The 22,727-nt window shown below is 69.8% G+C and carries 21 protein-coding genes and 1 riboswitch; of the genes, 5 read left to right on the forward strand and 16 right to left on the reverse strand.

The features are described from left to right. Positions 1–84: 84 nt before the first annotated feature. A complete protein-coding gene (locus tag ACWCXB_RS31865) occupies positions 85–1,107 on the reverse strand; it encodes an EamA family transporter (protein WP_450727248.1) in 1,023 nt (340 codons plus the stop codon). A gap of 40 nt (positions 1,108–1,147) precedes the next feature. Then, the gene (locus ACWCXB_RS31870; RefSeq protein ID WP_450727249.1) at positions 1,148–1,678 is read right to left on the reverse strand and encodes a Clp protease N-terminal domain-containing protein; all 531 of its coding nucleotides are present in this window, start codon (positions 1,676–1,678) and stop codon (positions 1,148–1,150) included. A gap of 202 nt (positions 1,679–1,880) precedes the next feature. Here ACWCXB_RS31870 and ACWCXB_RS31875 point away from each other — a divergent pair, with 202 nt between their 5' ends. Then, positions 1,881–2,309, forward strand: a complete 429-nt coding sequence (locus ACWCXB_RS31875; RefSeq protein ID WP_450727250.1) for a type II toxin-antitoxin system Rv0910 family toxin — start codon at positions 1,881–1,883, stop codon at positions 2,307–2,309. Between the two features lie 209 nt (positions 2,310–2,518). On the opposite strand, the gene ACWCXB_RS31880 is transcribed toward ACWCXB_RS31875, so the two are convergent. Next, positions 2,519–3,106 (reverse strand): PadR family transcriptional regulator, encoded by a 588-nt coding sequence (locus ACWCXB_RS31880; RefSeq protein WP_450727251.1) that lies wholly within the window; start codon positions 3,104–3,106, stop codon positions 2,519–2,521. A gap of 139 nt (positions 3,107–3,245) precedes the next feature. Here ACWCXB_RS31880 and ACWCXB_RS31885 point away from each other — a divergent pair, with 139 nt between their 5' ends. Next, entirely contained in the window at positions 3,246–4,118 is an 873-nt protein-coding gene (locus tag ACWCXB_RS31885) for a PhzF family phenazine biosynthesis protein (RefSeq protein WP_450727252.1), read from the forward strand. A 116-nt stretch (positions 4,119–4,234) separates the two neighbouring features. Here the strand turns inward: ACWCXB_RS31885 and ACWCXB_RS31890 are convergent, their stop codons facing one another. Continuing rightward, positions 4,235–5,038, reverse strand: a complete 804-nt coding sequence (locus ACWCXB_RS31890) for a CPBP family intramembrane glutamic endopeptidase (protein ID WP_450727253.1) — start codon at positions 5,036–5,038, stop codon at positions 4,235–4,237. Positions 5,039–5,213: 175 nt separating this feature from the next. Next, positions 5,214–6,716 (reverse strand): glutamate-cysteine ligase family protein, encoded by a 1,503-nt coding sequence (locus ACWCXB_RS31895; RefSeq protein ID WP_450727254.1) that lies wholly within the window; start codon positions 6,714–6,716, stop codon positions 5,214–5,216. Positions 6,717–7,202: 486 nt separating this feature from the next. Here ACWCXB_RS31895 and ACWCXB_RS31900 point away from each other — a divergent pair, with 486 nt between their 5' ends. Further along, entirely contained in the window at positions 7,203–7,793 is a 591-nt protein-coding gene (locus tag ACWCXB_RS31900; protein WP_450727255.1) for a hypothetical protein, read from the forward strand. A 292-nt stretch (positions 7,794–8,085) separates the two neighbouring features. Continuing rightward, a complete protein-coding gene (locus tag ACWCXB_RS31905) occupies positions 8,086–8,283 on the forward strand; it encodes a DUF5999 family protein (protein ID WP_385424067.1) in 198 nt (65 codons plus the stop codon). A 166-nt stretch (positions 8,284–8,449) separates the two neighbouring features. On the opposite strand, the gene gcvP is transcribed toward ACWCXB_RS31905, so the two are convergent. Next, complete coding sequence (gene gcvP / locus ACWCXB_RS31910) at positions 8,450–11,335, reverse strand: aminomethyl-transferring glycine dehydrogenase (protein WP_450727256.1); 2,886 nt, start codon at positions 11,333–11,335, stop codon at positions 8,450–8,452. 179 nt (positions 11,336–11,514) lie between these two features. Continuing rightward, a riboswitch (glycine riboswitch) is annotated at positions 11,515–11,611 on the reverse strand. Positions 11,612–11,674: 63 nt separating this feature from the next. Between gcvP and ACWCXB_RS31915 the strand changes: the two genes are divergently transcribed. Continuing rightward, a complete protein-coding gene (locus tag ACWCXB_RS31915; protein WP_450727266.1) occupies positions 11,675–12,154 on the forward strand; it encodes a PRC-barrel domain-containing protein in 480 nt (159 codons plus the stop codon). A 5-nt stretch (positions 12,155–12,159) separates the two neighbouring features. Here the strand turns inward: ACWCXB_RS31915 and ACWCXB_RS31920 are convergent, their stop codons facing one another. From ACWCXB_RS31920 to ACWCXB_RS31965, 10 genes are all read right to left on the reverse strand, one after another. After that, positions 12,160–13,608 carry a DNA polymerase IV gene (locus ACWCXB_RS31920; RefSeq protein ID WP_450727257.1) on the reverse strand — a complete coding sequence of 483 codons (1,449 nt, stop codon included), beginning with the start codon at positions 13,606–13,608 and terminating at the stop codon, positions 12,160–12,162. A gap of 151 nt (positions 13,609–13,759) precedes the next feature. After that, positions 13,760–14,356, reverse strand: a complete 597-nt coding sequence (locus tag ACWCXB_RS31925) for a MerR family transcriptional regulator (RefSeq protein WP_450727258.1) — start codon at positions 14,354–14,356, stop codon at positions 13,760–13,762. 178 nt (positions 14,357–14,534) lie between these two features. After that, entirely contained in the window at positions 14,535–15,008 is a 474-nt protein-coding gene (locus ACWCXB_RS31930) for a bifunctional nuclease family protein (protein ID WP_026281837.1), read from the reverse strand. A 97-nt stretch (positions 15,009–15,105) separates the two neighbouring features. Further along, positions 15,106–15,846, reverse strand: coding sequence for a transcriptional regulator FtsR (gene ftsR / locus ACWCXB_RS31935; protein WP_450727259.1), 741 nt, complete (start codon positions 15,844–15,846; stop codon positions 15,106–15,108). Positions 15,847–15,863: 17 nt separating this feature from the next. Continuing rightward, complete coding sequence (locus tag ACWCXB_RS31940; RefSeq protein ID WP_450727267.1) at positions 15,864–16,802, reverse strand: FHA domain-containing protein; 939 nt, start codon at positions 16,800–16,802, stop codon at positions 15,864–15,866. 82 nt (positions 16,803–16,884) lie between these two features. Beyond that, positions 16,885–17,943: a DUF881 domain-containing protein gene (locus ACWCXB_RS31945; RefSeq protein WP_450727260.1), complete on the reverse strand. Its 1,059-nt coding sequence runs from the start codon at positions 17,941–17,943 to the stop codon at positions 16,885–16,887. A gap of 5 nt (positions 17,944–17,948) precedes the next feature. Continuing rightward, positions 17,949–18,281, reverse strand: a complete 333-nt coding sequence (locus ACWCXB_RS31950; RefSeq protein WP_242332811.1) for a small basic family protein — start codon at positions 18,279–18,281, stop codon at positions 17,949–17,951. Next, complete coding sequence (locus tag ACWCXB_RS31955; RefSeq protein WP_450727261.1) at positions 18,278–19,207, reverse strand: DUF881 domain-containing protein; 930 nt, start codon at positions 19,205–19,207, stop codon at positions 18,278–18,280. Before ACWCXB_RS31955 ends, ACWCXB_RS31950 begins: the two co-directional genes overlap by 4 nt. 109 nt (positions 19,208–19,316) lie before the next feature. Next, positions 19,317–21,812: a sugar phosphate nucleotidyltransferase gene (locus ACWCXB_RS31960; protein WP_450727262.1), complete on the reverse strand. Its 2,496-nt coding sequence runs from the start codon at positions 21,810–21,812 to the stop codon at positions 19,317–19,319. 114 nt (positions 21,813–21,926) lie between these two features. After that, the gene (locus ACWCXB_RS31965; protein WP_450727263.1) at positions 21,927–22,535 is read right to left on the reverse strand and encodes a CDP-alcohol phosphatidyltransferase family protein; all 609 of its coding nucleotides are present in this window, start codon (positions 22,533–22,535) and stop codon (positions 21,927–21,929) included. Positions 22,536–22,727: the final 192 nt, after the last annotated feature.

The raw sequence follows: 22,727 nt of genomic DNA on the forward strand, positions 1-22,727 counted from the left end.
CCCCGGAACAGGTCTTCGTCAGCGGATGGCCGCCCGCGCTACGCGGCGGGCGGCGGAAGAACGGTCGAATGCATGATCGCCACCCTAAGTCGCGGCCCGACCGGCCGACAACTCCGTTGCCGCCGGCTCGACGTCCGACGACTCCGCCTCCGGCCTCGTGGGCGCCGGTACCGTCGCGCCGGCCACCGGCCCCGACGGCGCCTTCGGCGTGGACGACTGGGCGATGAACGCCCCTACGAGCACCACCGCCCCACCGAAGATCTGGGGCGCGGACAGATGCTCCCGCAGCAGCACCCACGCGAGCACGGTCGCGATGACCGCCTCCAGGCAGGCAACGACCCCGGCCACCTGCGGGGAGAGCCTGCGGACCGAGACGACACCGGTGACGTACGCGACGACGGTGGCGATCAGCACGATCCAGCCGAGCAGCAGCGCCGCCGGGACGGCCGTACCGCCCATGCTCGCGCTGCCGCCCAGGACCGACCAGTCCATGCTCCACGGGCGGGCGACGACGGTCAGGACGAGGGCACCGATGAGCAGTCCGTACGCGATCACACCGAGAGGGTCCGGGGCGTCGTCGCCGTCGCCACCCTGGTCGGACAGAACGAAGTAGCCGACCTGGCAGCACGCGGCGCCGAGCGCGAGCAGCAGTCCGAGCACATCGAAGCCGAGCCCGGACCACACCTCGACGACACAGGCCAGTCCGGCGACGGCGAGGATCACGCCGAGCGCGGCGGCGCGGGTGACCGGACGGCGCTGGACGAAGCGGACCCAGGCGAGGACGAGGGCGGGGGCGAGGTATTCGATGAGCAGCGCGACGCCGACCGGGATCCGGGAGATCGCGGCGAAGTAGCACGCCTGCACGCCCGCCACTGCGAGCAGGCCGAAGCCGGCGAGCAGCGCCGGTTTACGTATCAGCAGGTCACGGTGGCGCCAAGCGACGGGCACCATGACGACGGCGGCGCCTGCCACCCGCAGCCACACCACATGGAGCGGGTCGAGTCCCGCCTCGATGAGCGGCTTGGCCGCCACACCTGAACCACCGAACGCGAACGCCGACGCCAGGGCGAGACCCAGGCCGGCGCTCCTTCCCTGAGACGCACGCATCGGCACATCATGGCAGCCCGCGTCAGGAGCGTCACGTCCGTTACACCTGTTGAGACAACTCCCCGATCCGGCCCGCCAGCCAGGCGGGGTCGACCCCCGCGCGCACCAGCACCTCGACGGCCCGGCAGTCGCGGTCGGCGGCTACGGCGCCAAGCAGATCGAGGCCGGTGGCGCGCGGTTCACCGCGCAGCGCGGCCCGCTCCAGGGCGCCGTCCATGGCGGCGGAGGCCGAGGGGGACCAGCCCGCGACCTTGGTGTCACCGACCAGCGGGACCGCGCCGGAGTCCTCGACGGAACCCTGCCAGCGCAGGCCGTATCCGATGCTGCGCTGGACGAGATAGCCGAGTACGCGGGCGACCTGTCCCGCGCCGTCGAAGGCGGCGCGCACCTCGGCGTCCGCCTCCATCAGCGAGTGCAGCAGATGGGCGGTGTCGACCTGCCGGTCGCCGTCCCGCAGCGCACGCCTGCGCGCACCCGCGACGACCGACGCCAGCTCGGCGGTGAGTCGGGCGTCGGTCTCGGCACGCATGGGTGCGGGCTGCTGAGGCACCCGTGGGACAGGGACTTGCACACTCCCACCTCATCAGCCTCCCTCTGCCTGAACATCCCCGCACGGGAGCATGTGGGCATCCCACCGAAGTTGGGCGCCCCTGCCTCGCCTCTCCTCCTTACGGAGGAGAATCCCCTCGATCTGACGGTTCATCAGTATTGAATGTTGGAGGCCACGCAGCTACGTTCCGCGACACCGGAACCCGTCGAGAAGGGGTGGTCGCATGGCCGAAGTCAGTGCCGAGGCACGTATCGAGGCGCCCGCCGGGAAGGTCTGGGCGCAGCTGACGGACTTCGCCTCGTACGGCGAGTGGAACGCCACCCACACCAACTTCCCGCAGGGCGGCCCGGACACACTCGAGGCCGGCGCCACCTTCGCCGAGAACATGAAACTGATGGGCTTCCCGGCCGAAGTGACCTGGACGGTCGAGGAGCTGGAGCCGGAACGCGTTCTCGCGATCAAGGGCAAAGGTCCCATGGGCGTCCTCGTCGGCACGCGCTACGCGCTCACACCGGACGGCGACGCCACGACGGTACGCATCGACGGGGAGTTCACGGGTGCGGCCGTGTCGCTGATGGCGGGCAAACTCAAGGACTCGGCGACCGCCGCGCTCAACGAGTCGCTGCGGAAGCTCGGCGGACTGGTGACCTGAGCGACGGGTCAAGGCACAGGGCCCCGCGACCGTGGGTCGCGGGGCCCTGGTGTGCCGTGAAGGCTGACCGCTGATCGTCGGCCGCCGGCCGCTGACCGCCGACAGCCGTCGGCCGACATCCGGCAGCGGTCATGCAGTGGTTGCCAACCGGCAATCGACAACCAACCAATGACAGCTGACCAATGACAGATGTCGGAATCTGTCAGCCGTCAGTGCTCATCGGCCAGGATCAGATACAGCTTCTTGCGGGCTTCATTGATCACGGAGATCGCCTTCTGCCGCTGCTCCGGACTGCCGGTCTTCCAGACCTGACTGAACGCCTCCATCAGACCGAAGCCGGCCTGCCGGATCTCGTTCATGGCATCCCAGTCGATGCCGCGACCGGCTTCCTCCCACGGGGCCTCCGGGACCGATTCGGCCTCGGCCCGCCCGGCGTCGGTGAGCGTGAACAGCTTCTTGCCGCCCTCGCTCACGCTGGTGATCAGCCCCTCGTCCTCCAGCAGCTGGAGCGTCGGGTAGACCGAGCCGGGGCTGGGCTTCCACGCCCCGCCGCTGCGCTCGCCGATCTCCTGGATCATCTCGTAGCCGTGCATCGGGCGGTCCTTCAGCAGCGCCAGGATCGAGGCGCGCACATCTCCGCGCCGCGCCCTCCCCCGGCCGCCTCCACGACCGCGCCCGCCGGCCCATGGCGGCCCGCCGAACCCCGGCCCGAAGGGGCCGAAGGCGGCACGGCGCGCCTCGAAGTCGCCCCGACCCTGATGGCCGGGCCCGCAGTTGCCATGTCCATGTGAACGCATCGCTACGCTCCTTCCATCGTTGATCTGTCGCGATGCGTCAACGATATATCGGAACACATCGTTTGACAATCGCCAGTCGGTCCAGATCCCTGAGATTGGCCTTGGCCTGCGGGTTTGCCGGACCTCTACGGTCAGCGGCATGCGGATTCGAATCGTGGACGCCTTCACCGACCGGCCCTTCGCCGGCAATCCCGCCGGGGTACTCCTCCTCGGCACCGACTCCCCCGGACCCGGCTCCTCCCGCCCCGACTCCCCCGGCAGCAGCGACGCCGCCTTCCCCGACGACAGCTGGCTCCAGAACGTCGCGAGGGAGGTGAACCTCTCCGAGACCGCCTTCGCCCACCCGCTGCCCGCCGGGGCTGACGCCGACTGGGCGCTGCGCTGGTTCACGCCGGCCACCGAGGTGGACATGTGCGGCCATGCCACGCTGGCCACGGCCCACGTGCTGCACACCACGGGCGCGGCGACCGGCACGGTGCGCTTCGCGGCGCGCTGCGGGGTTCTCTCCGCCACGGCGCACGAGGACGGCACGATCACTCTGGACTTCCCGGTGTCGCCGCTGACCCGGGCCGAGGTCCCGGACGGCGTCGCGGAGGCGCTGGGGGCCGTTCCCCTGTCGGTGCTCGACACCGGTGAGCACATCGGCGACCTGCTGGTCGAGCTGGCGGACGAGGCGACCGTGCGCGGCCTGGACCCGGATATTCCGGCGCTGGCCGCTCACTCGAAGCGCGGCATCATCGCGACCGCTCCGGCCGCGGATCCGGAAAGCGGCTACGACTTCGTCTCGCGCTGCTTCTTCCCGAACGTCGGGATCGACGAGGACCCGGTCACCGGCAGCGCGCACACGGCGCTCGCCCCGTTCTGGTCCGCCCGGCTGGGGCGCGCCGAGCTGACCGGACTGCAGGCTTCCGCCCGTTCGGGTCTCGTCCGTACGGCGCTGCGCGGCGACCGCGTCCTGCTCACCGGCCGTGCGGTGACCGTGATCGAGGGCGAGCTCAAGGCGAGGCCCTGAGTCCCGGGGTCCTGACATGCGAGGGGCGCACGGCAGTCGCCGTACGCCCCTCGAACTCCCTCGCGAAGTCCCTCGCGGAGTCCGTCTCGACGTCCCTCGCGGAGTCTGCCGCGCGGTCACATCGTGGGCAGCCAGCTCACTTTCCCGGCCAGCAGCGCATATCCGACGAACGCCACGATGTCGAGGAGTGCGTGCGCGACGACGAGCGGGCCGACGCGGCCCCATCGCCGGTACAGCAGGACGAAGACCACGCCCATCACCATGTTGCCGACGAAGCCGCCGATCCCCTGGTAGAGGTGGTACGAGCCGCGGAGCACGGAGCTGGCGGCGAGGGCCGCCGTCGGGGTCCAGCCCAGCTGTCCGAGTCGCCTCAGCAGGTATCCGACGACGATCACTTCCTCGACCACGGAGTTCTGCAGCGCGGAGAGGATCAGGACGGGGTACTTCCACCAGACAGCGGGCAGCGCCTCGGGCACCACGGTCAGATTGAACCCGGCGGCTCTGGCGATCAGGTAGAAGGCGAGCCCTGCGCTGCCGATCCCTGCCGCGACCAGTGCGCCGCGGCCAAGGTCCGGCCAGGGTTTGGTCCGGTCGAAGCCGACCGCTTTGAGTCCGCCTGCGCCTTCGCGCAGCAGGAGGTGGGCGACGAGCGCGACCGGAACGAGGGCGGTGGCGATGCCGAAGAGCTGCCAGGCGAGGTCGAGCCAGGGTCGCCCGGGGGCGTAGGAGCTGTTGAGTGTGGCCGCCTGGTCCTTCAGGCCTCCCGGCTTGGTCAGTGAGCCTATGAAGCTGATGAGTGACGAGAGCGCGCTGGCGCCCAGGGAGAGCGCCAGGACGAGCAGCGTCTCGGACCGCAGGATCCTCCGTGACAAGCCCCCCTCGGGGAGCGAACCGGACATGTGTCCTGCTTCCGCCTGCACAGCTGCCTCCAGTCGCCTTGCCTCGTCGCGCCGTCACAGCTTGCCCGACGAGGGCGTGGCGGACGAAGGCAGGGCCTGTGGCGGGTGGTCGGCCGGCGTGGACGCGTGGGTGGTCGGCCGGCGTGGAAGCGTAGGTGGGCGGCGGGCATGGAGCCGTGGGGTCGACCGGCGGGGCTCAGCCTGTCGGACCGGCGGGCCAGGTGTGCACGGGTTCGCCGAGGTGCATCAGCTCGGTGTACCGGCGTGTGACGGCTGCCAGGGCGGCTTCCCGGTCCAGTCCGGATTCCCTCGCCCGGTGGAAGGCGTCCGCCTGCCAGGACGCGCCGTTGATCCGGCGCCTGCACCGTCCCTCGATGACTCCGAGGTAGAGGTCGCGGTCGGCGGGTTCGACGTTCCAGGCGTCGAGTCCGGCTGCGGCGAGGGGCAGTAGTTCGTCCCGTACGAGTTTGACGGCGGGTACGCGTGTCATGCCGCCGTTGCGGCCGGGGCGGGGCCACAGGAGTTCGGCGTCCATCCCGTGGCGGCACGCGGTGTCGAAGTTGTCGGCGGCGACGTCGAACGGCATGCGTGTCCAGACGGGCCGTGATTCCTCCGCGAGCGCCCGCACCAGCCCGTAGTAGAAGGCCGCGTTGGCCACCACATCGGTGACGGTGGGCCCGGCCGGGAGGACCCGGTTCTCGACGCGCAGATGCGGGACGCCGTCGGCGAGCCCGTACACAGGGCGGTTCCAGCGGTAGACGGTGCCGTTGTGCAGGACGAGCTCCTGGAGGCGGGGTACGCCGCCGTCGTCGAGCACCCGAAGCGGGTCCTCCTCGTCGCAGATCGGCAGCAGCGCCGGGAAGTAGCGCAGGTTCTCTTCGAAGAGCTCGTACGCCGAGGCGATCCAGCGTTCGCCGAACCAGGTGCGGGGCCGTACGCCCTGGGCCTGGAGTTCGGGCGGGCGGGTGTCGGTGGCCTGTTGGAAGAGGGGTGGCCTGGATTCGCGCCAGAGTTCTCTGCCGAACAGGAAGGGCGAGTTGGCGCCGACGGCGATCTGGACGGCTGCGATGGCCTGTGCCGCGTTCCACACCTGCGCGAAGCGGGCGGGTGTGACCTGGAGGTGCAGCTGCACGGAGGTGCAGGCGGCTTCGGGCGCGATGGACGTCGAGGTGCAGCTGAGCCGTTCGACGCCGTCGATGTCGAGGGTGAAGTCCTCGCCGCGTGCGGCGACGATCTGGTCGTTGAGCAGGGCGTACCGGTCGACGTCGGAGAGGTTCGCGGAGATCAGGTCATTACGGTGGAGGGTGGGGAGAATTCCGATCATCACGATGCCCGCGTCGATCTCGGTGGCTTTGCGGTGGGCATATCCCAGTCCGGTGCGCAGCTCTTCGGCGAGTTGGTCGAGTACCCGTCCGCCGAGTCGGTGTGGGGCTATGTTGACCTCCAGGTTGAACATTCCGAGTTCGGTCTGGAAATCACGACTGGCTATCCGGTCGAGCACTTCGGCATTGAGCATCCGCGGCTGGCCGTCGGCGCCGGCGAGATTCAGTTCGATCTCGAGGCCCATGAGGTTCTTGGGCCGGTCGAACCTCTTCTCCGCCAGGAGTCTCCCCAGTCCCGCCAGACACTGCTGCAACTTTCTCCGGTACCTTTGCCGATCGGACAGGTCGAACCCTCCTGCCACGACCTTCTCCCCCATCGAAGCACCCCTCCTCGAGTGGGCGGCCTGCGGTGTCGGCCGACCGCGTCACGGACGATAATGCCCAGGCAGACTGATCCATAACGCCCCGCGTGCGACGGCGGGGCCGCTAGTCTGGATCCGTATTCGCGAGGCACATTCCGTCGGCATGGTGCGGTACGCAGTTACCGCCGCCCGCTGCGTGGTGAAAACGCCGACGAGATTCGGCCGTCCGCTGGTGGGGTAACACCCCAGGTGTCTCGCCTGCGTTCGCGGGAAAGCACCGGTAACTGCCCACGAAAAAGTCTGGATTCGACCTTGCCCGCAATGCCGGGGACAGCTAGCAGAAACACTGCGTGAACACGCGTCGTATAAACTCCGTGAACGAGGCAGAGAGTTGGCGCTCGGCCATGGCCTTTCAGCCCCCCTCTGGCCCACGCTGACAGTGCCGTCCGCACCTGCCCTGCCCTCGCATCACCGTGTCTCTTGAGTGAGAGGCGACCCACCATGCCGCTGCATGTTCCCCCGGCTCCCGCGCCTGCCCTGCGCAGCGTCCTCGCGGCACTCGGTTCCCCCGCCGCAGTCCGCGAGGCCCGTACCCCTGCTCTGCGTTCCGTCCAAGGAGCGGTGAGTCCCGAACTCCCGCTTCCCGTCCATGTGCTGGACCAGGTCGTCCCGCGCGCGGGCCGAGCGCCACGTACCCGCCTGGCCGGGTGGAGGTTCCTGATCCGCGGGGGTGAGCGTTCGGTCGCCGCCGCGGACACGATGCTGACTCCGGACGGCTGGGCCTTCTCGCACTTCTTCGAAGGCCCGTACATCGCCTCGACCGAGCGGGCCCTGCAGCAGGCCGAGGCGCTGCCGGAGGACTACCAGCCGCGGCTGCTGTCGGTGCCCGAGCTCTACATGCTCACGCTGTGGCTGCACGGTGACACGGAGGCCGACGCGTCGGGCGGGGCTCCCGCGCCTGCTGATCTGCTGGTGCCGCTGGCGCCGGCACCGCCGGGGATCGCCGCGCACCGGCCCCATCGGGTGGCGGATCTGCTGCCGGTGTTGACGCTGCGCGTCACTCCGGCGCCGCTGCTGGGGTCGCCCGCCTGACCTATGGCTACGTGGTGTTCCGCCCCGTGACATCTGTGTCACGGGGCGTCGCCATGCCCCGTCCGGACTAGCCCGGTACGGTCAGCCGGAACCACCCGAACGGACAGTGCAGTTGAGCTGAACCGTCCGCGCGGGTGATACGTCATTAAGTGGTAAGACGAGCTGCCGTGAAATCCCTGCGGATTGACGCCCGTGGGGCAACACTGGGATCGGACCGACAGATCGGGGGGCGGCCATGAACACCGCATCGAGCCGCAGCACACTCACCACACCGCAGCGAAAGAACCCATCCATGTGCCAGCACCAGCCACCCTGCCCCTCAGCCGACTCTTCCGACCGGGAGGCCGCCCGCCTCGTGGCGCACCACCCGGAGCAGGGATGGAGCCTGCTGTGCAACGGTGTCCTGCTTTTCGAGGACACCGGTGAGCTGCTTCCGGACGGGCAGATCATCGCCCCGCACCGGCCGCAGCAGGTCGCGCAGGCGGCGTGAGCGGGCGCTGAGGGAGCGGCCCCGGCCTTCGGCAGCCGAGCGGTACCTGGTTCGACAGCGGAGCAGGACGCGGGCGGCCGGGCCGGACGGCAGAGGCAGGACCGGAACCGAGAGGGCCGGCTCGGAGTGATCTCCGAACCGGCCCTGACGCCTTTGTGCAGGTGGGTCAGTTGTCGTACTCGTCCAGGGGCGGGCAGGAGCAGACCAGGTTGCGGTCGCCGAAGGCGCCGTCGATCCGGCGCACCGGGGGCCAGTACTTGTCCGCGGCCTGGACGCCGGCCGGGAAGACCGCCTCCTCGCGGGTGTACGGGTGCTCCCACTCGCCGCCGAGCGTGGCCGCGGTGTGCGGGGCGTTGCGCAGCGGGTTGTCCTCCGCGGGCCATTCGCCGGAGGCGACCTTCTCGATCTCGGCACGGATCGCGATCATGGTGTCGCAGAACCGGTCGAGTTCGGTCAGGTCCTCGCTCTCGGTCGGCTCGATCATCAGCGTGCCGGCGACGGGGAACGACATGGTCGGCGCGTGGAAGCCGTAGTCGATGAGCCGCTTGGCGATGTCGTCGACGCTGACGCCCGTCGCCTTGGAGATCGGCCGCAGGTCCACGATGCACTCGTGGGCGACGAGACCGGCCGGGCCGGTGTAGAGCACCGGGTAGTGGGGCTCCAGGCGCTTGGCGATGTAGTTCGCCGCGAGGACGGCGACCTGGGTGGCGCGCTTGAGGCCCTCGCCGCCCATGAGCCGGACGTACGCCCAGGAGATCGGCAGGATGCCGGCGGAGCCCCAGGGGGCGGCCGAGATCGGGCCGACACCGGTCTCCGGGCCTGCGGTCGGCTGGAGCGGGTGGTTCGGCAGGTAGGGGGCGAGGTGCGCGCGGACGCCGACGGGGCCGACGCCGGGGCCGCCGCCGCCGTGCGGGATGCAGAAGGTCTTGTGCAGGTTGAGGTGCGAGACGTCGCCGCCGAACTTGCCGGGCTTGGCGAGGCCCACGAGCGCGTTGAGGTTGGCGCCGTCGACGTACACCTGGCCGCCGGCCTCGTGCACCTGGGCGCAGATGTCGGCGACGTGCTCCTCGAACACGCCGTGCGTCGACGGGTACGTGATCATGAGGACCGACAGCTCGTCGCGGTACTGCTCGATCTTGGCGCGCAGGTCCTCGATGTCGATCTCGCCGTCGTCGGCGGTCTTGACGACGACGACCTTCATGCCTGCCATGACGGCGCTGGCGGCGTTGGTGCCGTGCGCGGAGGACGGGATGAGGCAGACGGTGCGCTGCTCGTCGCCGTTGGCGCGGTGGTACGCGCGGACGGCCAGCAGGCCGGCGAGCTCGCCCTGGGAGCCGGCGTTGGGCTGGATGGAGACCTTGTCGTAGCCGGTGACCTCGGCGAGGCGTTCTTCCAGCTCGTGGATGAGGGTGACGTAGCCCTGCGCCTGCTCGATCGGCGCGAAGGGGTGGATCTGGCCGAACTCGGGCCAGGTGACGGGCTCCATCTCGGTGGTCGCGTTCAGCTTCATGGTGCAGGAGCCGAGCGGGATCATGCCGCGGTCCAGCGCGTAGTCGCGGTCGGCGAGGCGGCGCAGGTAGCGCAGCATCGCGGTCTCGGAGCGGTGCTGGTGGAAGACGGGGTGCGTGAGGTAGTCGTCGGTGCGCAGCAGTCCGGCCGGGAGGGTGTCGGCGGTGGCCGCGTCGAGCGCCTCGATGTCGGCGTCGACGCCGAAGGCGGACCAGACGGCGGTCAGCTGGGCGCGGCCCGTGGTCTCGTCGCACGAGAGGGAGACGTGGTCGGCGTCCGCGAGGTGCAGGTTGACGCCGTTCTCGCGGGCGGCGGCGACGATGTCGGCGGCCTTGCCCGGGACGCGTGCGGTGAGCGTGTCGAAGTACGTGTCGTGCACGAGCTCGATGCCGCCGGCGCGCAGCCCCGCGGCGAGGATGGCGGTGTACCGGTGGGTGCGGCGGGCAATGGTCCTGAGGCCGTCGGGGCCGTGGTAGACGGCGTACATTCCGGCCATCACGGCGAGCAGCACCTGCGCGGTGCAAATGTTGCTGGTGGCCTTCTCGCGGCGGATGTGCTGCTCGCGGGTCTGGAGGGCGAGGCGGTAGGCCTTGTTGCCGTCGGCGTCGACGGAGACGCCGACGAGGCGGCCGGGGAGGCTGCGGGCGTGCTTGGCCTGGACCGCCATGTAGCCGGCGTGCGGGCCGCCGAAGCCCATGGGGACGCCGAAGCGCTGGGTGGTGCCGACGGCGATGTCCGCGCCGAGCTCGCCGGGCGAGGTGAGCAGGGTCAGGGCGAGCAGGTCGGCGGCGACGGTGACGATCGCGCCGAGCTCGTGGGCCTGCTCGATGAGCGGCTTCAGGTCGCGGACGGCGCCGGAGGCGCCCGGGTACTGGAGCAGGACGCCGAAGACGCCGCGCTGGGCGATGTCGGCGGGGATGCCGTCGCTGAGGTCGGCGACGACGACGTCGACGCCGGTCGGTTCGGCGCGGGTCTCGATCACGGCGATGGTCTGCGGCAGGGTGTCGGCGTCGACCAGGAAGACGCCGTCCTTGACCTTGCCGACGCGCCGGGAGAGGGCCATGGCCTCGGCGGCGGCGGTGCCCTCGTCGAGCAGGGAGGCGCCGGAGGTCGGCAGGCCCGTCAGTTCGGCGACCATCGTCTGGAAGTTGAGCAGCGCCTCCAGGCGGCCCTGCGAGATCTCGGGCTGGTACGGCGTGTAGGCCGTGTACCAGGCCGGGTTCTCCATGACGTTCCGCAGGATGACCGGCGGGGTGAACGTGCCGTAGTAGCCGAGGCCGATCATGGGGGCGACGACGTCGTTGCGGTCCGCGAGGGAGCGCAGTTCGGCGAGGACCTCGGCCTCGGTGCGGGCATCGGGCAGCCCGAGTGCTTCGGCGCTCTTGATCACGTCCGGCACGGCGGCGGCGGTCAGCTCGTCGAGCGAGCCGTAGCCGACCTGCGCGAGCATCTTCGCCTGGGCCGCGGCGTCGGGGCCGATGTGGCGCTGTTCGAAGGGGGTGCCTCGCTCCAGCTGGGAGAGCGGAGTGCGGTTGGCGGTCATGCTGAGGCCTCCTGGTCGATACGACCTGCGAGGGGCACCACGGCGTGGGTGCCCGGACGGCCTCCCCCTCTGTCATCTCAACCTGAGAGCTTCACCGGTCCGCCGCTCGTGGGCGTGCCGGTTTTCACCGTCGGTGAGAGCGGATGCCGACCGACGCCCGCCCTACTTTCCAGAGTGACCTCGTCCGTGCGGTACAGGGGCCTGAGAGATTCCGGGGAGGATTTGCTCCTTCGGCGTCTCCGGTACGGAACCGGAGCACTCTCCCGCACGGGGTCAGCGGCCGTCTGCCAGCCTACCAGCGCGGTCTTGGCCACAGCCGTCGAGTGGCCGAGGCCACAGATGTGCACTTTCGTAGTAGTTACGGGGTGGTGCGACCAGTTGGTTGGAGGGACCGTGCAGACCGATATCGATCCGCGCAGCCTGATAGGCCGCAAGGCGTTCGACCGCAATGGCACGAAGATCGGGACCGTGGACGAGGTGTATCTCGACGACGCCACGGGGGTGCCGGAGTGGGCGGCCGTCCGCACGGGGCTGTTCAGCAGGGACGCGTTCGTGCCACTGGAGCCGAGTGAGCTGGCGCGCGACGGACTTCACGTCCCGTTCGAGCGGGCGCTGATCAAGGATGCGCCCGACTTCGGCGTCGGCAGGCATCTCTCCCCCCAGCAGGAGCTCCAGCTGTACCACCACTACGGCCTCGACCTGCCCGCTCCCCCGGAGAAGCGGGCTCCCTCGCCGCCTTCCGACTCCGGCGGCCCGGCCGCAGGGCCGGAGTCTTCGGGGGACCGCGATTTCGGCCGACTGGCCGGCCAGGACGACTGATCCGGTCAGGACTCGTCCGGCGGTGACGGAACTGCCCGCGACTCGTCCTGCGGTGACCCGCCTGGCAGTGACGGGTCCGGTGGCGTGCGGTCCGGTTCCGGCCGGACCAGCGGCAGCGGCTCCGAGGGTTCGAGCTCGGGGTCGTCGACGGAGAAGGTCCGTACTCTCCCCGGCGCGGCCGACCACGGCTCCTCGAAGCGGACGGTGACCCGCCCCAGTCCGCTCCCCTGCACCCAGCCCGCCCCGTACCGTGCGTGGCGCACGTCGTGCCCGGCGGCCCAGCGCCGCTCGGCGGGGGGCTGCGGCTCCTGCTCCTGCGGCTCCTCCCCGCTCGTGCCGTGCTCGGGGCTCTCGCGTCCGTCGCCGAGGGCCTGCTCCTCTGCCGCGGCCTGCGCGAACAGGTCCTCCTGGGTGTAGTCGGTGAGGCCGCTCACGCCCACCCCGAGGAGTCTGACCCCGCCCGTGGTGTCCACCGACTCCAGCAGCCGCCCGGCGGCCTCCCGCACCACCGCCGGGTCGTCCGTGGGCCCGCGCAGCGTCTCCGACCGGGTCAGCGTCGAGAAGTCGAACCTGCGGACCTTCAGCACGATCGTCCTCCCGGAGTGCCCGGACCCGCGCAGCCGTCGCACGCACCGGTCCGCGAGCCGCTCCACCTCGAGCCTGATCCGCACCCGGTCGTGCAGATCGACGTCGAAGGTGTCCTCGACCGACACCGATTTCGCGTCGCGCTCGGCGACCACCGGCCGGTCGTCGTGGCCCATGGCCATCCGGAACAGCGCCGCCCCGTGCGCCTTGCCCAGCAGCCGTACGAGCTCGTCCTCGCCGGCTTCGGCCAGCTCGGCGACCGTGGTCATTCCCGCCCGCCGCAGATGCTCACCGGTCGCCGGCCCGACCCCCGGAAGTGTCCGCACCGGCATAGGACCGAGCAGTTCCCGCTCCGTGCCCGGCTCGATCAGCACCAGACCGTCGGGCTTGGCCTGCTCGGAGGCGATCTTCGCCAGCATCTTCGACCCGGCCAGGCCCACCGACCCGGTGAGCCCCGTGAACGCGAGAATGTCCCTGCGCAGTCGCTCACCGGCCTCCCGTGCCGAGGGCGAGTCATGGGCCGTGCCTCCCGCCTCCAGGTCCACGAAGGCCTCGTCCAGGCTCAGCGGCTCCACGAGCGGCGAAAGCCTCCCGAGCAGCTCCATCACCTGGTCGCTGACCGACCGGTAGAGCGAGAAGCGGGGCACGAGATACGCGGCGTTCGGGCAGAGCCGCCGCGCCTGGGCCATCGGCATCGCCGAATGCACGCCGAACGGTCTCGCCTCGTACGACGCGGTCGCCACCACTCCGCGTGGCCCGAGCCCGCCGACGATCACCGGTTTTCCGCGCAGGCTGGGCTTCGCCGCCTGCTCGGCGGCGGCGAAGAACGCATCCATGTCCAGATGCAGAATGGTCGGCGCGGATCTCACATCTCAGATGCTGCCCTACGCCACTGACAATCGGCCGTACGCACGTGCGAACGCCTGGGGGCGGCCCCCCTGTCCCGCCCCGGGGGCTCTGAAGGCCCCCGGAAACCCTCGGGAAGGCACGTGCGGCGGGACGGCCACGGCGGCGGGCCGCTCAGACGGCCCGGTCGCGCCGGCGCCTGGCCAGCTCGTCCACCGGGTTGTGCCCGACGAGTGTCTCGCCGGTGTCGATGCGCTCGCCGTGCAGCTGCGACAGCGCCGCCTCGACGTCCCGCCACACCACGCCGACGGCGATCCCGAACACTCCCTGGCCGCCCTGCAGCAGGTCCACGACCTCGTCGGGCGACGAGCACTCGTACACGGTCGCGCCGTCGCTCATCAGTGTCATGCGCTCCAGGTCCGTGAACCCGCGGGCGCGCAGATGCTGCACCGTCGTACGGATGTTCTGCAGCGCGACGCCGGTGTCGAGGAAACGCTTCACGATCTTGAGGACGACGACGTCCCGGAAGCTGTACAGCCGCTGGGTGCCGGATCCATAGGCGGGACGCACGCTCGGCTCCACGAGCCCGGTGCGTGCCCAGTAGTCGAGCTGCCGGTAGGTGATGCCCGCCGCGGCGCATGCCGTCGGGCCCCGGTAGCCGATGGTCTCGGTCGAGGAGTCGGCCGAACTGATGTGAAGCGGATACGCCGCGCCCTGCCCCGGACTCACTCCGAGGGGACCCCCTGCCGTACCGTCGCCGCTGCTTCTCACGCCGACCTCCGTCCTTGACCTGCCATCTCGACGGTAGGCAGTCACTCGGGGTGCGTCAACGATCGCCACACTCGGCACGCCGAGTGATAATCACCCTGAGAGTGGTTTTCCGTGCCCCGATCCCGGGAACGGCTTCTCGAATGTGCCGGTGAACCGAGGGGGATCCGCCGGCGGCAGGTCACTGACTGCTGGAGCCGAAGTCCTCGGGCGAGATCTGGTCCAGGAACTCGCGGAACTTCTCCACCTCGTCCTCCTGCTCGTCCGGGATCGCGATACCCGCGTCGTCCAGCACCCCGTCGCTGCCGTAGATCGGCGTGCCGGTGCGCAGCGCGAGGGCTATGGCGTCCGACGGCCGGGCGCTGACCTCGACCCCGCTGGCGAAGACCAGCTCGGCGTAGAACACGCCTTCACGCAGGTCCGTGATGCGGACCTCGGTGAGTTCCTGCCCGACTGCCTCCAGCACGTCCTTGAACAGGTCGTGGGTCAGCGGCCTGGCAGGCGCCATGCCCTGCTGGGCGAAGGCGATCGCGGTCGCCTCCCCGGGGCCGATCCAGATGGGGAGGTACCGGTCGCCTCCCACTTCACGCAGGAGCACGATCGGCTGGTTGGAGGGCATTTCCACCCGGACACCCACAACGTCGAGCTCGTTCACACAGCAACCCTAGGACGTGCCCGGCAGGTTTGGGTAGTCGGGCTCCCCCGGGATCGGCGCACGGCCGATGCGAGGCAGGGGCGAGGCAGGGGCGGGATCAGCGCAATCGGACGCCCAGGGCTGTCTGCATGAGGGCGGCGTGCAGCCGCACGGACAGCGCCGCGAGCTCCTTCGTGGTCGCCTCGGCATGGGCCCTGGTCTGCGGATTGCGGTGCCGGCGCAGCGGAGCGACCACTTGTTCGACCAGTCCGGCCTCGCGGTCGGCCGCCGCTTTCATGGCGCGGAGATGCCTCGGTTCCAGACCGAATCGGCCCATGTCCGCCACAAGTTTGGCCACGGTCACGGATTCGGCGTCGTAACCGCCGTCTGCCGCGGCAGTGATGAGCCCGTACGACTCCCACGCCTCGAGCTCCGCCTCGGTGACCTCCGCAGCGGCGAGGAGCTCGGACCGGCCGACCCGGGCCGCCGTGGGGCGGTCCTGGTCCAGGTCTCCGCCGGCCGTCAGATCCCGCGGCGCGCCGCCCTGGGGCGGCAGCGGGAGCTGCTCACCGCGCTCCACGGCGTCGAGGTGCTCCCGGATGACCTTCAGGGGAAGATAGTGATCCCGCTGCATGCGCAGCACCTGCGCCAGCCGCTCGACGTCCTCGGGGCTGAATTTGCGATAGCCGGAGGGGGTGCGCCGCGGCTCGACGAGTCCCTCGGCCTCCAGGAAGCGAATCTTGGAGATGGTGACCTCGGGAAACTCGTGGCGCAGCTGGTTCAGCACCGAGCCGATGCTGAACAGCCGGTCGCCACCGGCGGTGCCGTGACCGGCACCGCCCGAGGGTGTTCGCAGCATGGACCTTCCCTGAGGGGTCACACGCCCCGCTGGCTCGAGTAGAAGACCAGCCGGTACTTACCGATCTGAACCTCGTCGCCGTTCGACAGCACGACCGAGTCGATCGGCTCCCTGTTGACGTACGTGCCGTTGAGGCTGCCGACATCGCTGACAGTGAAGCTGCCGTCGGGCGACCTGCGGAACTCCACATGGCGCCGGGACACGGTCACGTCATCGAGGAAGATGTCGCTCTGCGGGTGGCGGCCTGCCGTCGTCAGCTCGCCGTCCAGCAGGAAGCGGCTGCCCGAGTTCGGCCCGCGGCGCACCACGAGCAGCGCCGAGCCGAGCGGCAGCGCGTCGACGGCCGCCTGGGCCTCGGGCGACAGCGAGGGCACGGGCGTCTGGCCGGTCGTCTCGGCCTCGTAGGCCTCGAGCCCGGAGATGGAGATCGTCGAGGTCGTCTCCGAAGCACGCTCGGCCGGCACTCCGGGCCGCAGCGGCGCGCCGCAGTTGGAGCAGAAGCGGCTCGCTTCGGCGTTGCGGTGCCCGCACCGCGTACAAACCGGCATGGACGGATCCTCCTGCCGCGGCTGCCCCGCGGGGGCCTGGGACGCATACGGATCGGGGGTAAACCCTCCACCCGTACTTGAGGTTGACGGTGTCCCGAAACCTATGCGGCCGGGACCGGCAGGGTCAACAGCAGACGCGCCCTGACCGCCGGGAATGTCACCGCCCGGCCCGGCGACCTCGTCCCGGAAGAGCGGCCGCTCGCCGCCCTGCTCCGCCTCTTGGCCATGGCGCGGCGCGCGATGGCGGGCGGTGCCGCTGTCCTCGCGTGCGCTCTTGCCGAACAACTTCCCAAACAACTTCACGGGCGATTCCCCTTGACCGAAACAGACCCGCCCGTGGGGCAGGAACCCTGATTGAACACACCTGCCGACCCGGACATCCTCACAACGTCCGTACCCTCCGGACAGTTTCCACCACGCAGCATGCTTACGATGCGTCGACCCCCCGCAACCTCTTGTCCTTGTCCGGCTCCCCTTTGCCGCCCCCGCGTCACTGGGAGGACGACCGAGCGTAGTCAGGCCGTTGCGCCGGTCGCAAGGCATCCACGACGATCTTCTCCGACCGGGTCACCGTGGCGGTGGCCTGCTCCTTCTCCAGGGTCTGCACCACGCCTCCCGGGATGTTCAGCGCCGGCTCGAGGTCCTGCGGCTTGCCGATGACCTTGAACCGGTAGGGCGCGCCGATCTTCTTCCCGTCGACCTCGATGTCACCGCCGCTGCCGGAGAAGAACGAGTCGGAGACCACCCGGACGTCGTTGATCTGGATGGCCTCGGCACCCGCGGCCCGCAGCTCCTGGATCGCGTCGAGCAGCATGTCCGGCTCGACGGCGCCGGACCCGTCGCCGATGGTCAGCGTGATGCCCGGGCCCTCGGCCGCCACCGTACCGGCCAGGATGCCCAGCTGGCGCTCCTTTTCCTGGGTCTGCTTCCGCGCCTCTTCGGCCTGGTCCGAGCTGGTCTCCAGCTCGGTGCGCTGGTCCTCGAGACGCGCCTTCTCATCTTCCAGACGCGTGGTGCGGTCGTCGAGTTCATCGAGGATGCGCACCAGATCCTCCTGGCGTGCACCGCGCAGCGCGCTGTTGTCGCTCGTGGACCGGACCTGGATGGCCAGACCGAGGCCGAGGACGAACAGCAGCAGGGCGACGATGAGTTGGGCGCGGGTGACGCGCGGCGGCCAGAGCGCCGCGAGCAGCCGCTGCCGGCCGGTCAGCCCGTCCGGGGTCCTGCCGGCCTGCGGGTCGCTGTGGTGCGGCTGCTCCGGGGTGTCGTAACGGTCGGTGCCTTCGGTCGGGTCCTGGCGGCCGGTGCCGTCGGTCCGGTCGGTGCCTTCGGTCCGGTCCTGGCGGCCGGTGCCGTCGGTCCGGTCGGTGCCGTCCTGCCGGCCGGTGCCGTCGGTCGGGTCCTGCCGGTCCTGCCGGCGGGCGTGCGCGTCAGCGTCTGCCTGCGGATTCTTCGGCGCCTGCTCGTCGTCGCGCGCCTGCTCGCCACCGCTCGTCGGCCTGTTGCCGTGCATCGGCTCGTCGCGGGTCATCGACTCGTTGTCGCTCATCGGCCTCACGCCCGGAACACGTGCCGGCGGATGGCGGCCGCGTTGGAGAAGATCCGGATGCCGAGCACGACCACGACGCCCGTGGAGAGCTGCGCGCCGACGCCCAGCTTGTCGCCGAGGAACACGATCAGGGCGGCGACCACGACGTTCGACAGGAAGGAGACCACGAAGACCTTGTCGACGAAGATCCCGTCGAGCATCGCCCGCAGCCCGCCGAAGACCGCGTCGAGGGCCGCGACCACGGCGATCGGCAGGTAGGGCTCGACCACCGCCGGCACTTCGGGGCGGAGCAACAGTCCCGCCACGACTCCCACGACGAGGCCCAGTACGGCGATCACGATGTGCCCTTCCCTGTGTCGGCCGCGCCCTGCCCGCTGCCCGTTGGGGCATCGGCGGTCCTCGGCTCTGCGGTACGTACGATCAGGCTCGGCGCGGCCGGCAGCCGCACCGCTTCCTGTGCGGAAATGCTGGTGCGGATACCGAAGTTCTCCTGCAGCGCGTGGAGATACTGGCCATCGGCGCTGTCCTGGAACGCGGTGCTCAGCTTCTTCCCGTCCCCCACTGCCAGCACCGTGTAGGGGGGCACCAGCGGCTTGTTGTCGACCAGTATGGCGTCACCGGCCGCGCGGATCGCGGACAGGGCCGTCAGCCGCTGCCCGTTGATCGATACGGCCTCCGCGCCGGACTCCCACAGGCCGTTGACGACCCGCTGCATGTCCCGGTCGCGTACCCGGCCCGTATCGGAGAAGCCGCTGCTCTCGCGCGGCCCGCCCCCGTCCGACCCGGCGTCCTTGGCATCGTCGACGACAAGCTTGATCCCGGGTCCGTGGACCTCGGTGGCGCCCGAGAGCAGCGCGACCAGCTGGCCCTGGTCGCCGCCGTGCTGCTCGAGCGCCTTGCGCTGCCGCTCCCCCACCTCGTTGCGGAGCCGGTCGACCTCGGCCTCCAGCTCGTCGGCCGCCGCGGTCTCCGCGTCGATGCGGTCGATGAGCTCCTCGCGCTCCTTGGCCACCACCGGTGCCGATATCCGCGCTTGAGCCGCCCCGAGGGTGACGACCAGGGCGGCCAGTACGAGACCGGCGGCGAGCCCCAGCTTGGCGCGCAGCGGCCTGGGCAGTCCGCCGCCCTCGGCCGCCCTGCGGGCCGTCGCCTCGGCGTAGCCGTCGTCGAGGCTGTGGTCCATGACATTGTTCAGCAGCGACATGGACGCATCGGGGCGCGGCGGCGGTGAGGCGGTGCTCCGGACGGGGGGCTGCTGCGGCATGCCGCACATCGTCGCATGTGGGAACCGCTACCGCCGAATGGCCCCACCGAAGTGCCGGGAGGCGGCAAGCGCAGCCTCCCGGCACACCTCTATCGGTTCCTCTCCCGGCTCAGTGACCTGCGCTCTCCACGACGCCCGACCACTCGTCGAGCAGAGCCTGCGCGGATGCGTCGTCAGGGCCTTCGGCCCACAGATGGGTGACGGCCTCGGCGGGGTCCGGCAGCACCATCACCCACCGGCCGTCGGCCTCGACCACCCTCACACCATCGGTGGTGTCGACAAAGCGATCTCCCGCCTCCTCGACGACCCGGCGCATGACCAGGCCCTTGACCGCCCATGGCGTCGCGACGTCCTTGCGCAGCACATGCGCCCGCGGAATCCGGGCGTCGATCTGGCTCAGCGTGAGCTGGGTACGGGCCACCAGCCCGATGAGCCGCACGAACGCCGCCGTGCCGTCGAAAACGCTGCTGAATTCGGGAACGATGAAGCCGCCACGGCCGTCTCCACCGAAGATGGTGGACTCTTCCCGGCATACCCGGGTCAGATCGTCGGGCGACGTCGTCGTCCATTCGACCTGGGTGCCGTGGTACGCGGCGACCTGCTCGGCGATGCGTGTCGTCGTCACCGGGAGGGCGACGCGGCCGCTGCGCCGCTCGGCGGCGACGAGGTCGAGCAGGACGAGCAGGGCCCGGTCGTCCTCCACGATCCGCCCGCGTTCGTCGACGAGCGACAGCCGTTCACCGACGGTGTCGAAGCGCACGCCGAACGCGGCCTGCGCGGACGCCACGATCTCCCCGAGTCGTACCAGCCCCTTCCGGCGCGCGTCGGCGGTCTCGGTCGGCCTGGACTCGTCGAGGCCGGGATTGATCGTCAGCGCGTCCACGCCGAGTCGGCCGAGAAGGCTCGGCAGAACGAGACCGGCGCTGCCGTTCGAGGCGTCGACGACGACCTTGAGGCCTGCTTCGGCGATCCCTGTCGTATCGACGTTGCGCAGCAGCGATCCGGTGTACGAGTCGAAGACGCTGGCCGGGAACGACAGGTCCCCGATCTCGCCGGGGAACGCGCGCCGGTACTCCTGCCGCGCGTACACCCGGTCGAGCTTCCGCTGACCGGCCTGCGAGAGGTCCGCGCCGCGTTCGTCGAAGAACATGATGTCGACGGAGTCCGGCACACCGGGTGACGTACGGATCATGATGCCGCCGGCGCTGCCGCGTGCCGTCTGCTGGCGTGCCACGGGCAGCGGCACGTTCTCGAGGTCGCGTACGTCGATGGCGCTGGCCTGGAGCGCGGAGATCACCGCACGTTTCAGCGCCCGGGCGCCACGGGAGTGGTCCCGCGCGGTGGTGACGGTAGCGCCCTTCTTGAGGGTGGTCGCATACGCCCCTGCCAGCCGTACGGCGAGCTCCGGCGTGATCTCCACATTGATGATCCCGGAGACGCCGCGCGCCCCGAAGAGATGTGCCTGGCCGCGCGACTCCCAGATCACCGAGGTGTTGACGAAGGCACCGGCCTCGATGGTCTTGAACGGATAGACACGCACATTGCCCTGGACGATCGATTCTTCGCCCACCAGGCACTCGTCGCCGATGACGGCACCGTCCTCGATCCGCGCGGCCCGCATGATGTCGGTGTTCTTGCCGATCACGCAACCGCGGAGATTGCAGTGCTGCCCGATGTAGACGTTGTCGTGGATGACAGCCCGGTGCAGGAACGCACCGCGCTTCACGACCACATTGGAGCCGACGACGGTGTGCTCGCGGATTTCCACGTCGGCTTCGACCTTGGCGTAGTCCCCGATGTACAGCGGCCCGCGCAGCACCGCGTCGGGGTGCACCTCAGCCCCTTCGGCCACCCATACACCGGGCGAGATCTCGAAGCCGTCGAGCTCCACGTCGACCTTGCCTTCAAGGACGTCGGCCTGGGCCTTCACATAGCTCTCGTGCGTGCCGACGTCCTCCCAGTAGCCCTCGGCGATATAGCCGTAGATCGGCTTGCCCTCCTTCATGAGCTGCGGGAAGACATCGCCGGACCAGTCCACCGAAACGTCCGCCTCGACGTAGTCGAAGACCTCGGGCTCCATGACGTAGATCCCGGTGTTCACGGTGTCAGAGAAGACCTGGCCCCAGGTCGGCTTCTCCAGGAACCTCTCGACCTTCCCGTGCTCGTCCACGATGGTGATGCCGAATTCCAGCGGATTCGGCACCCGGGTCAGGCACACCGTGACCAGTGCGCCCTTCTCCTTGTGGAAGGCAATGAGGTCGGTCAGGTTGAAGTCGGTGAGAGCGTCACCGGAGATGACGAGAAACGCATCGTCCTTCAGTGCCTCCTCGGCATTCTTCACGCTTCCCGCGGTGCCGAGTGGCTTCTCCTCGTGGGCATAGGTGAGCTCCATCCCCAGCTCTTCGCCGTCGCCGAAATAGTTCTTGACGAGGGAGGCGAGAAACTGAACGGTTACGACGGTCTCAGTGAGCCCATGCCGCTTCAGCAAGCGCAGCACATGCTCCATGATCGGCCTATTGGCCACCGGCAGGAGTGGCTTGGGCATGCTCGAGGTCATGGGGCGAAGTCGCGTACCTTCGCCACCAGCCATCACGACGGCCTTCATGTCGGAAGCGTCCTCCTTGAAGAGACGACGGTCTAGCCGACTTCACCCATCCGGGCAGGCCCTGGGTATGTCATGTGCGGGCCGGCGGTCTCACCACAGCTCCGGACATACGGCTCAATCGGCATGGGCATCCGCCCTGACGAGCCGGCGGACCTGAACCACGTAGAGGATCCCTGCCCACCAATAGAGAGTTGTACCCCATCCGGCGAACGCCCATCCGAAAATCTCGGCAAGTGACGCAAGCCACCCGTTTCCGTCACTGAGAAGCAGCAGCGGGAACGCATACATCAGGTTGAAGGTAGCCGCCTTGCCCAGGAAGTTCACCTGGGGCGGGGGATAGCCGTGCCGGCGGAGGATTCCCACCATCACCAGGAGCATCAACTCCCGGGCCAAAAGCGCCATAGTGAGCCACAGCGGCAGGATCTCGCGCCAGGTCAGCCCCACGAGGGTGGAAAGGATGTAAAGCCGGTCAGCGGCGGGGTCGAGGATGCGCCCCAGGCTGCTGATCTGGTTCCAGCGCCGGGCGAGCTTGCCGTCGAGATAGTCGCTGACACCGCTCAGCGCGAGTACGAGCAGGGCCCAGCCGTCGGCCTTCGGCCCGCCGAACTCCGGTAGAAGGATCAACCACAGGAAGAGCGGCACGCCGACCAGGCGGGCCATGCTGAGGATGTTGGGGATGGTGAGCACCCGGTCCGTCTGAACGCGAGTCTCCTGGACCTCCACCCGGGGGCCTCCTGTGTGGAACGTGCCAATGATGCCTCCTGACCTTACCCTCAGGTCTCCGGGGGCCGTACAGAGGGGTAGCGGGGATCAAATCCTGCTGAACGCAGAAAAGCCCCGGACCACAAGGTCCGGGGCTTTTTGCAATGATTGTTCGGCGGCGTCCTACTCTCCCACAGGGTCCCCCCTGCAGTA

The organism is Streptomyces sp. NPDC001514, from assembly GCF_053597075.1.

Excerpts from the sequence above, each read along its gene's own strand:
- ACWCXB_RS31915 (WP_450727266.1), top strand. The coding sequence starts at position 11,675 with ATGTGCACTTTCGTAGTAGTTACGGGGTGGTGCGACCAGTTGGTTGGA.
- ACWCXB_RS31905 (WP_385424067.1), top strand. The coding sequence starts at position 8,086 with ATGTGCCAGCACCAGCCACCCTGCCCCTCAGCCGACTCTTCCGACCGG.
- ACWCXB_RS31885 (WP_450727252.1), top strand. The coding sequence starts at position 3,246 with ATGCGGATTCGAATCGTGGACGCCTTCACCGACCGGCCCTTCGCCGGC.
- gcvP (WP_450727256.1), bottom strand. The coding sequence starts at position 11,335 with ATGACCGCCAACCGCACTCCGCTCTCCCAGCTGGAGCGAGGCACCCCC.
- ACWCXB_RS31875 (WP_450727250.1), top strand. The coding sequence starts at position 1,881 with ATGGCCGAAGTCAGTGCCGAGGCACGTATCGAGGCGCCCGCCGGGAAG.
- ACWCXB_RS31895 (WP_450727254.1), bottom strand. The coding sequence starts at position 6,716 with ATGGGGGAGAAGGTCGTGGCAGGAGGGTTCGACCTGTCCGATCGGCAA.
- ACWCXB_RS31900 (WP_450727255.1), top strand. The coding sequence starts at position 7,203 with ATGCCGCTGCATGTTCCCCCGGCTCCCGCGCCTGCCCTGCGCAGCGTC.
- ACWCXB_RS31880 (WP_450727251.1), bottom strand. The coding sequence starts at position 3,106 with ATGCGTTCACATGGACATGGCAACTGCGGGCCCGGCCATCAGGGTCGG.
- ACWCXB_RS31955 (WP_450727261.1), bottom strand. The coding sequence starts at position 19,207 with ATGCCGCAGCAGCCCCCCGTCCGGAGCACCGCCTCACCGCCGCCGCGC.
- ACWCXB_RS31960 (WP_450727262.1), bottom strand. The coding sequence starts at position 21,812 with ATGAAGGCCGTCGTGATGGCTGGTGGCGAAGGTACGCGACTTCGCCCC.
- ACWCXB_RS31945 (WP_450727260.1), bottom strand. The coding sequence starts at position 17,943 with ATGAGCGACAACGAGTCGATGACCCGCGACGAGCCGATGCACGGCAAC.
- ACWCXB_RS31865 (WP_450727248.1), bottom strand. The coding sequence starts at position 1,107 with ATGCGTGCGTCTCAGGGAAGGAGCGCCGGCCTGGGTCTCGCCCTGGCG.
- ftsR (WP_450727259.1), bottom strand. The coding sequence starts at position 15,846 with ATGCTGCGAACACCCTCGGGCGGTGCCGGTCACGGCACCGCCGGTGGC.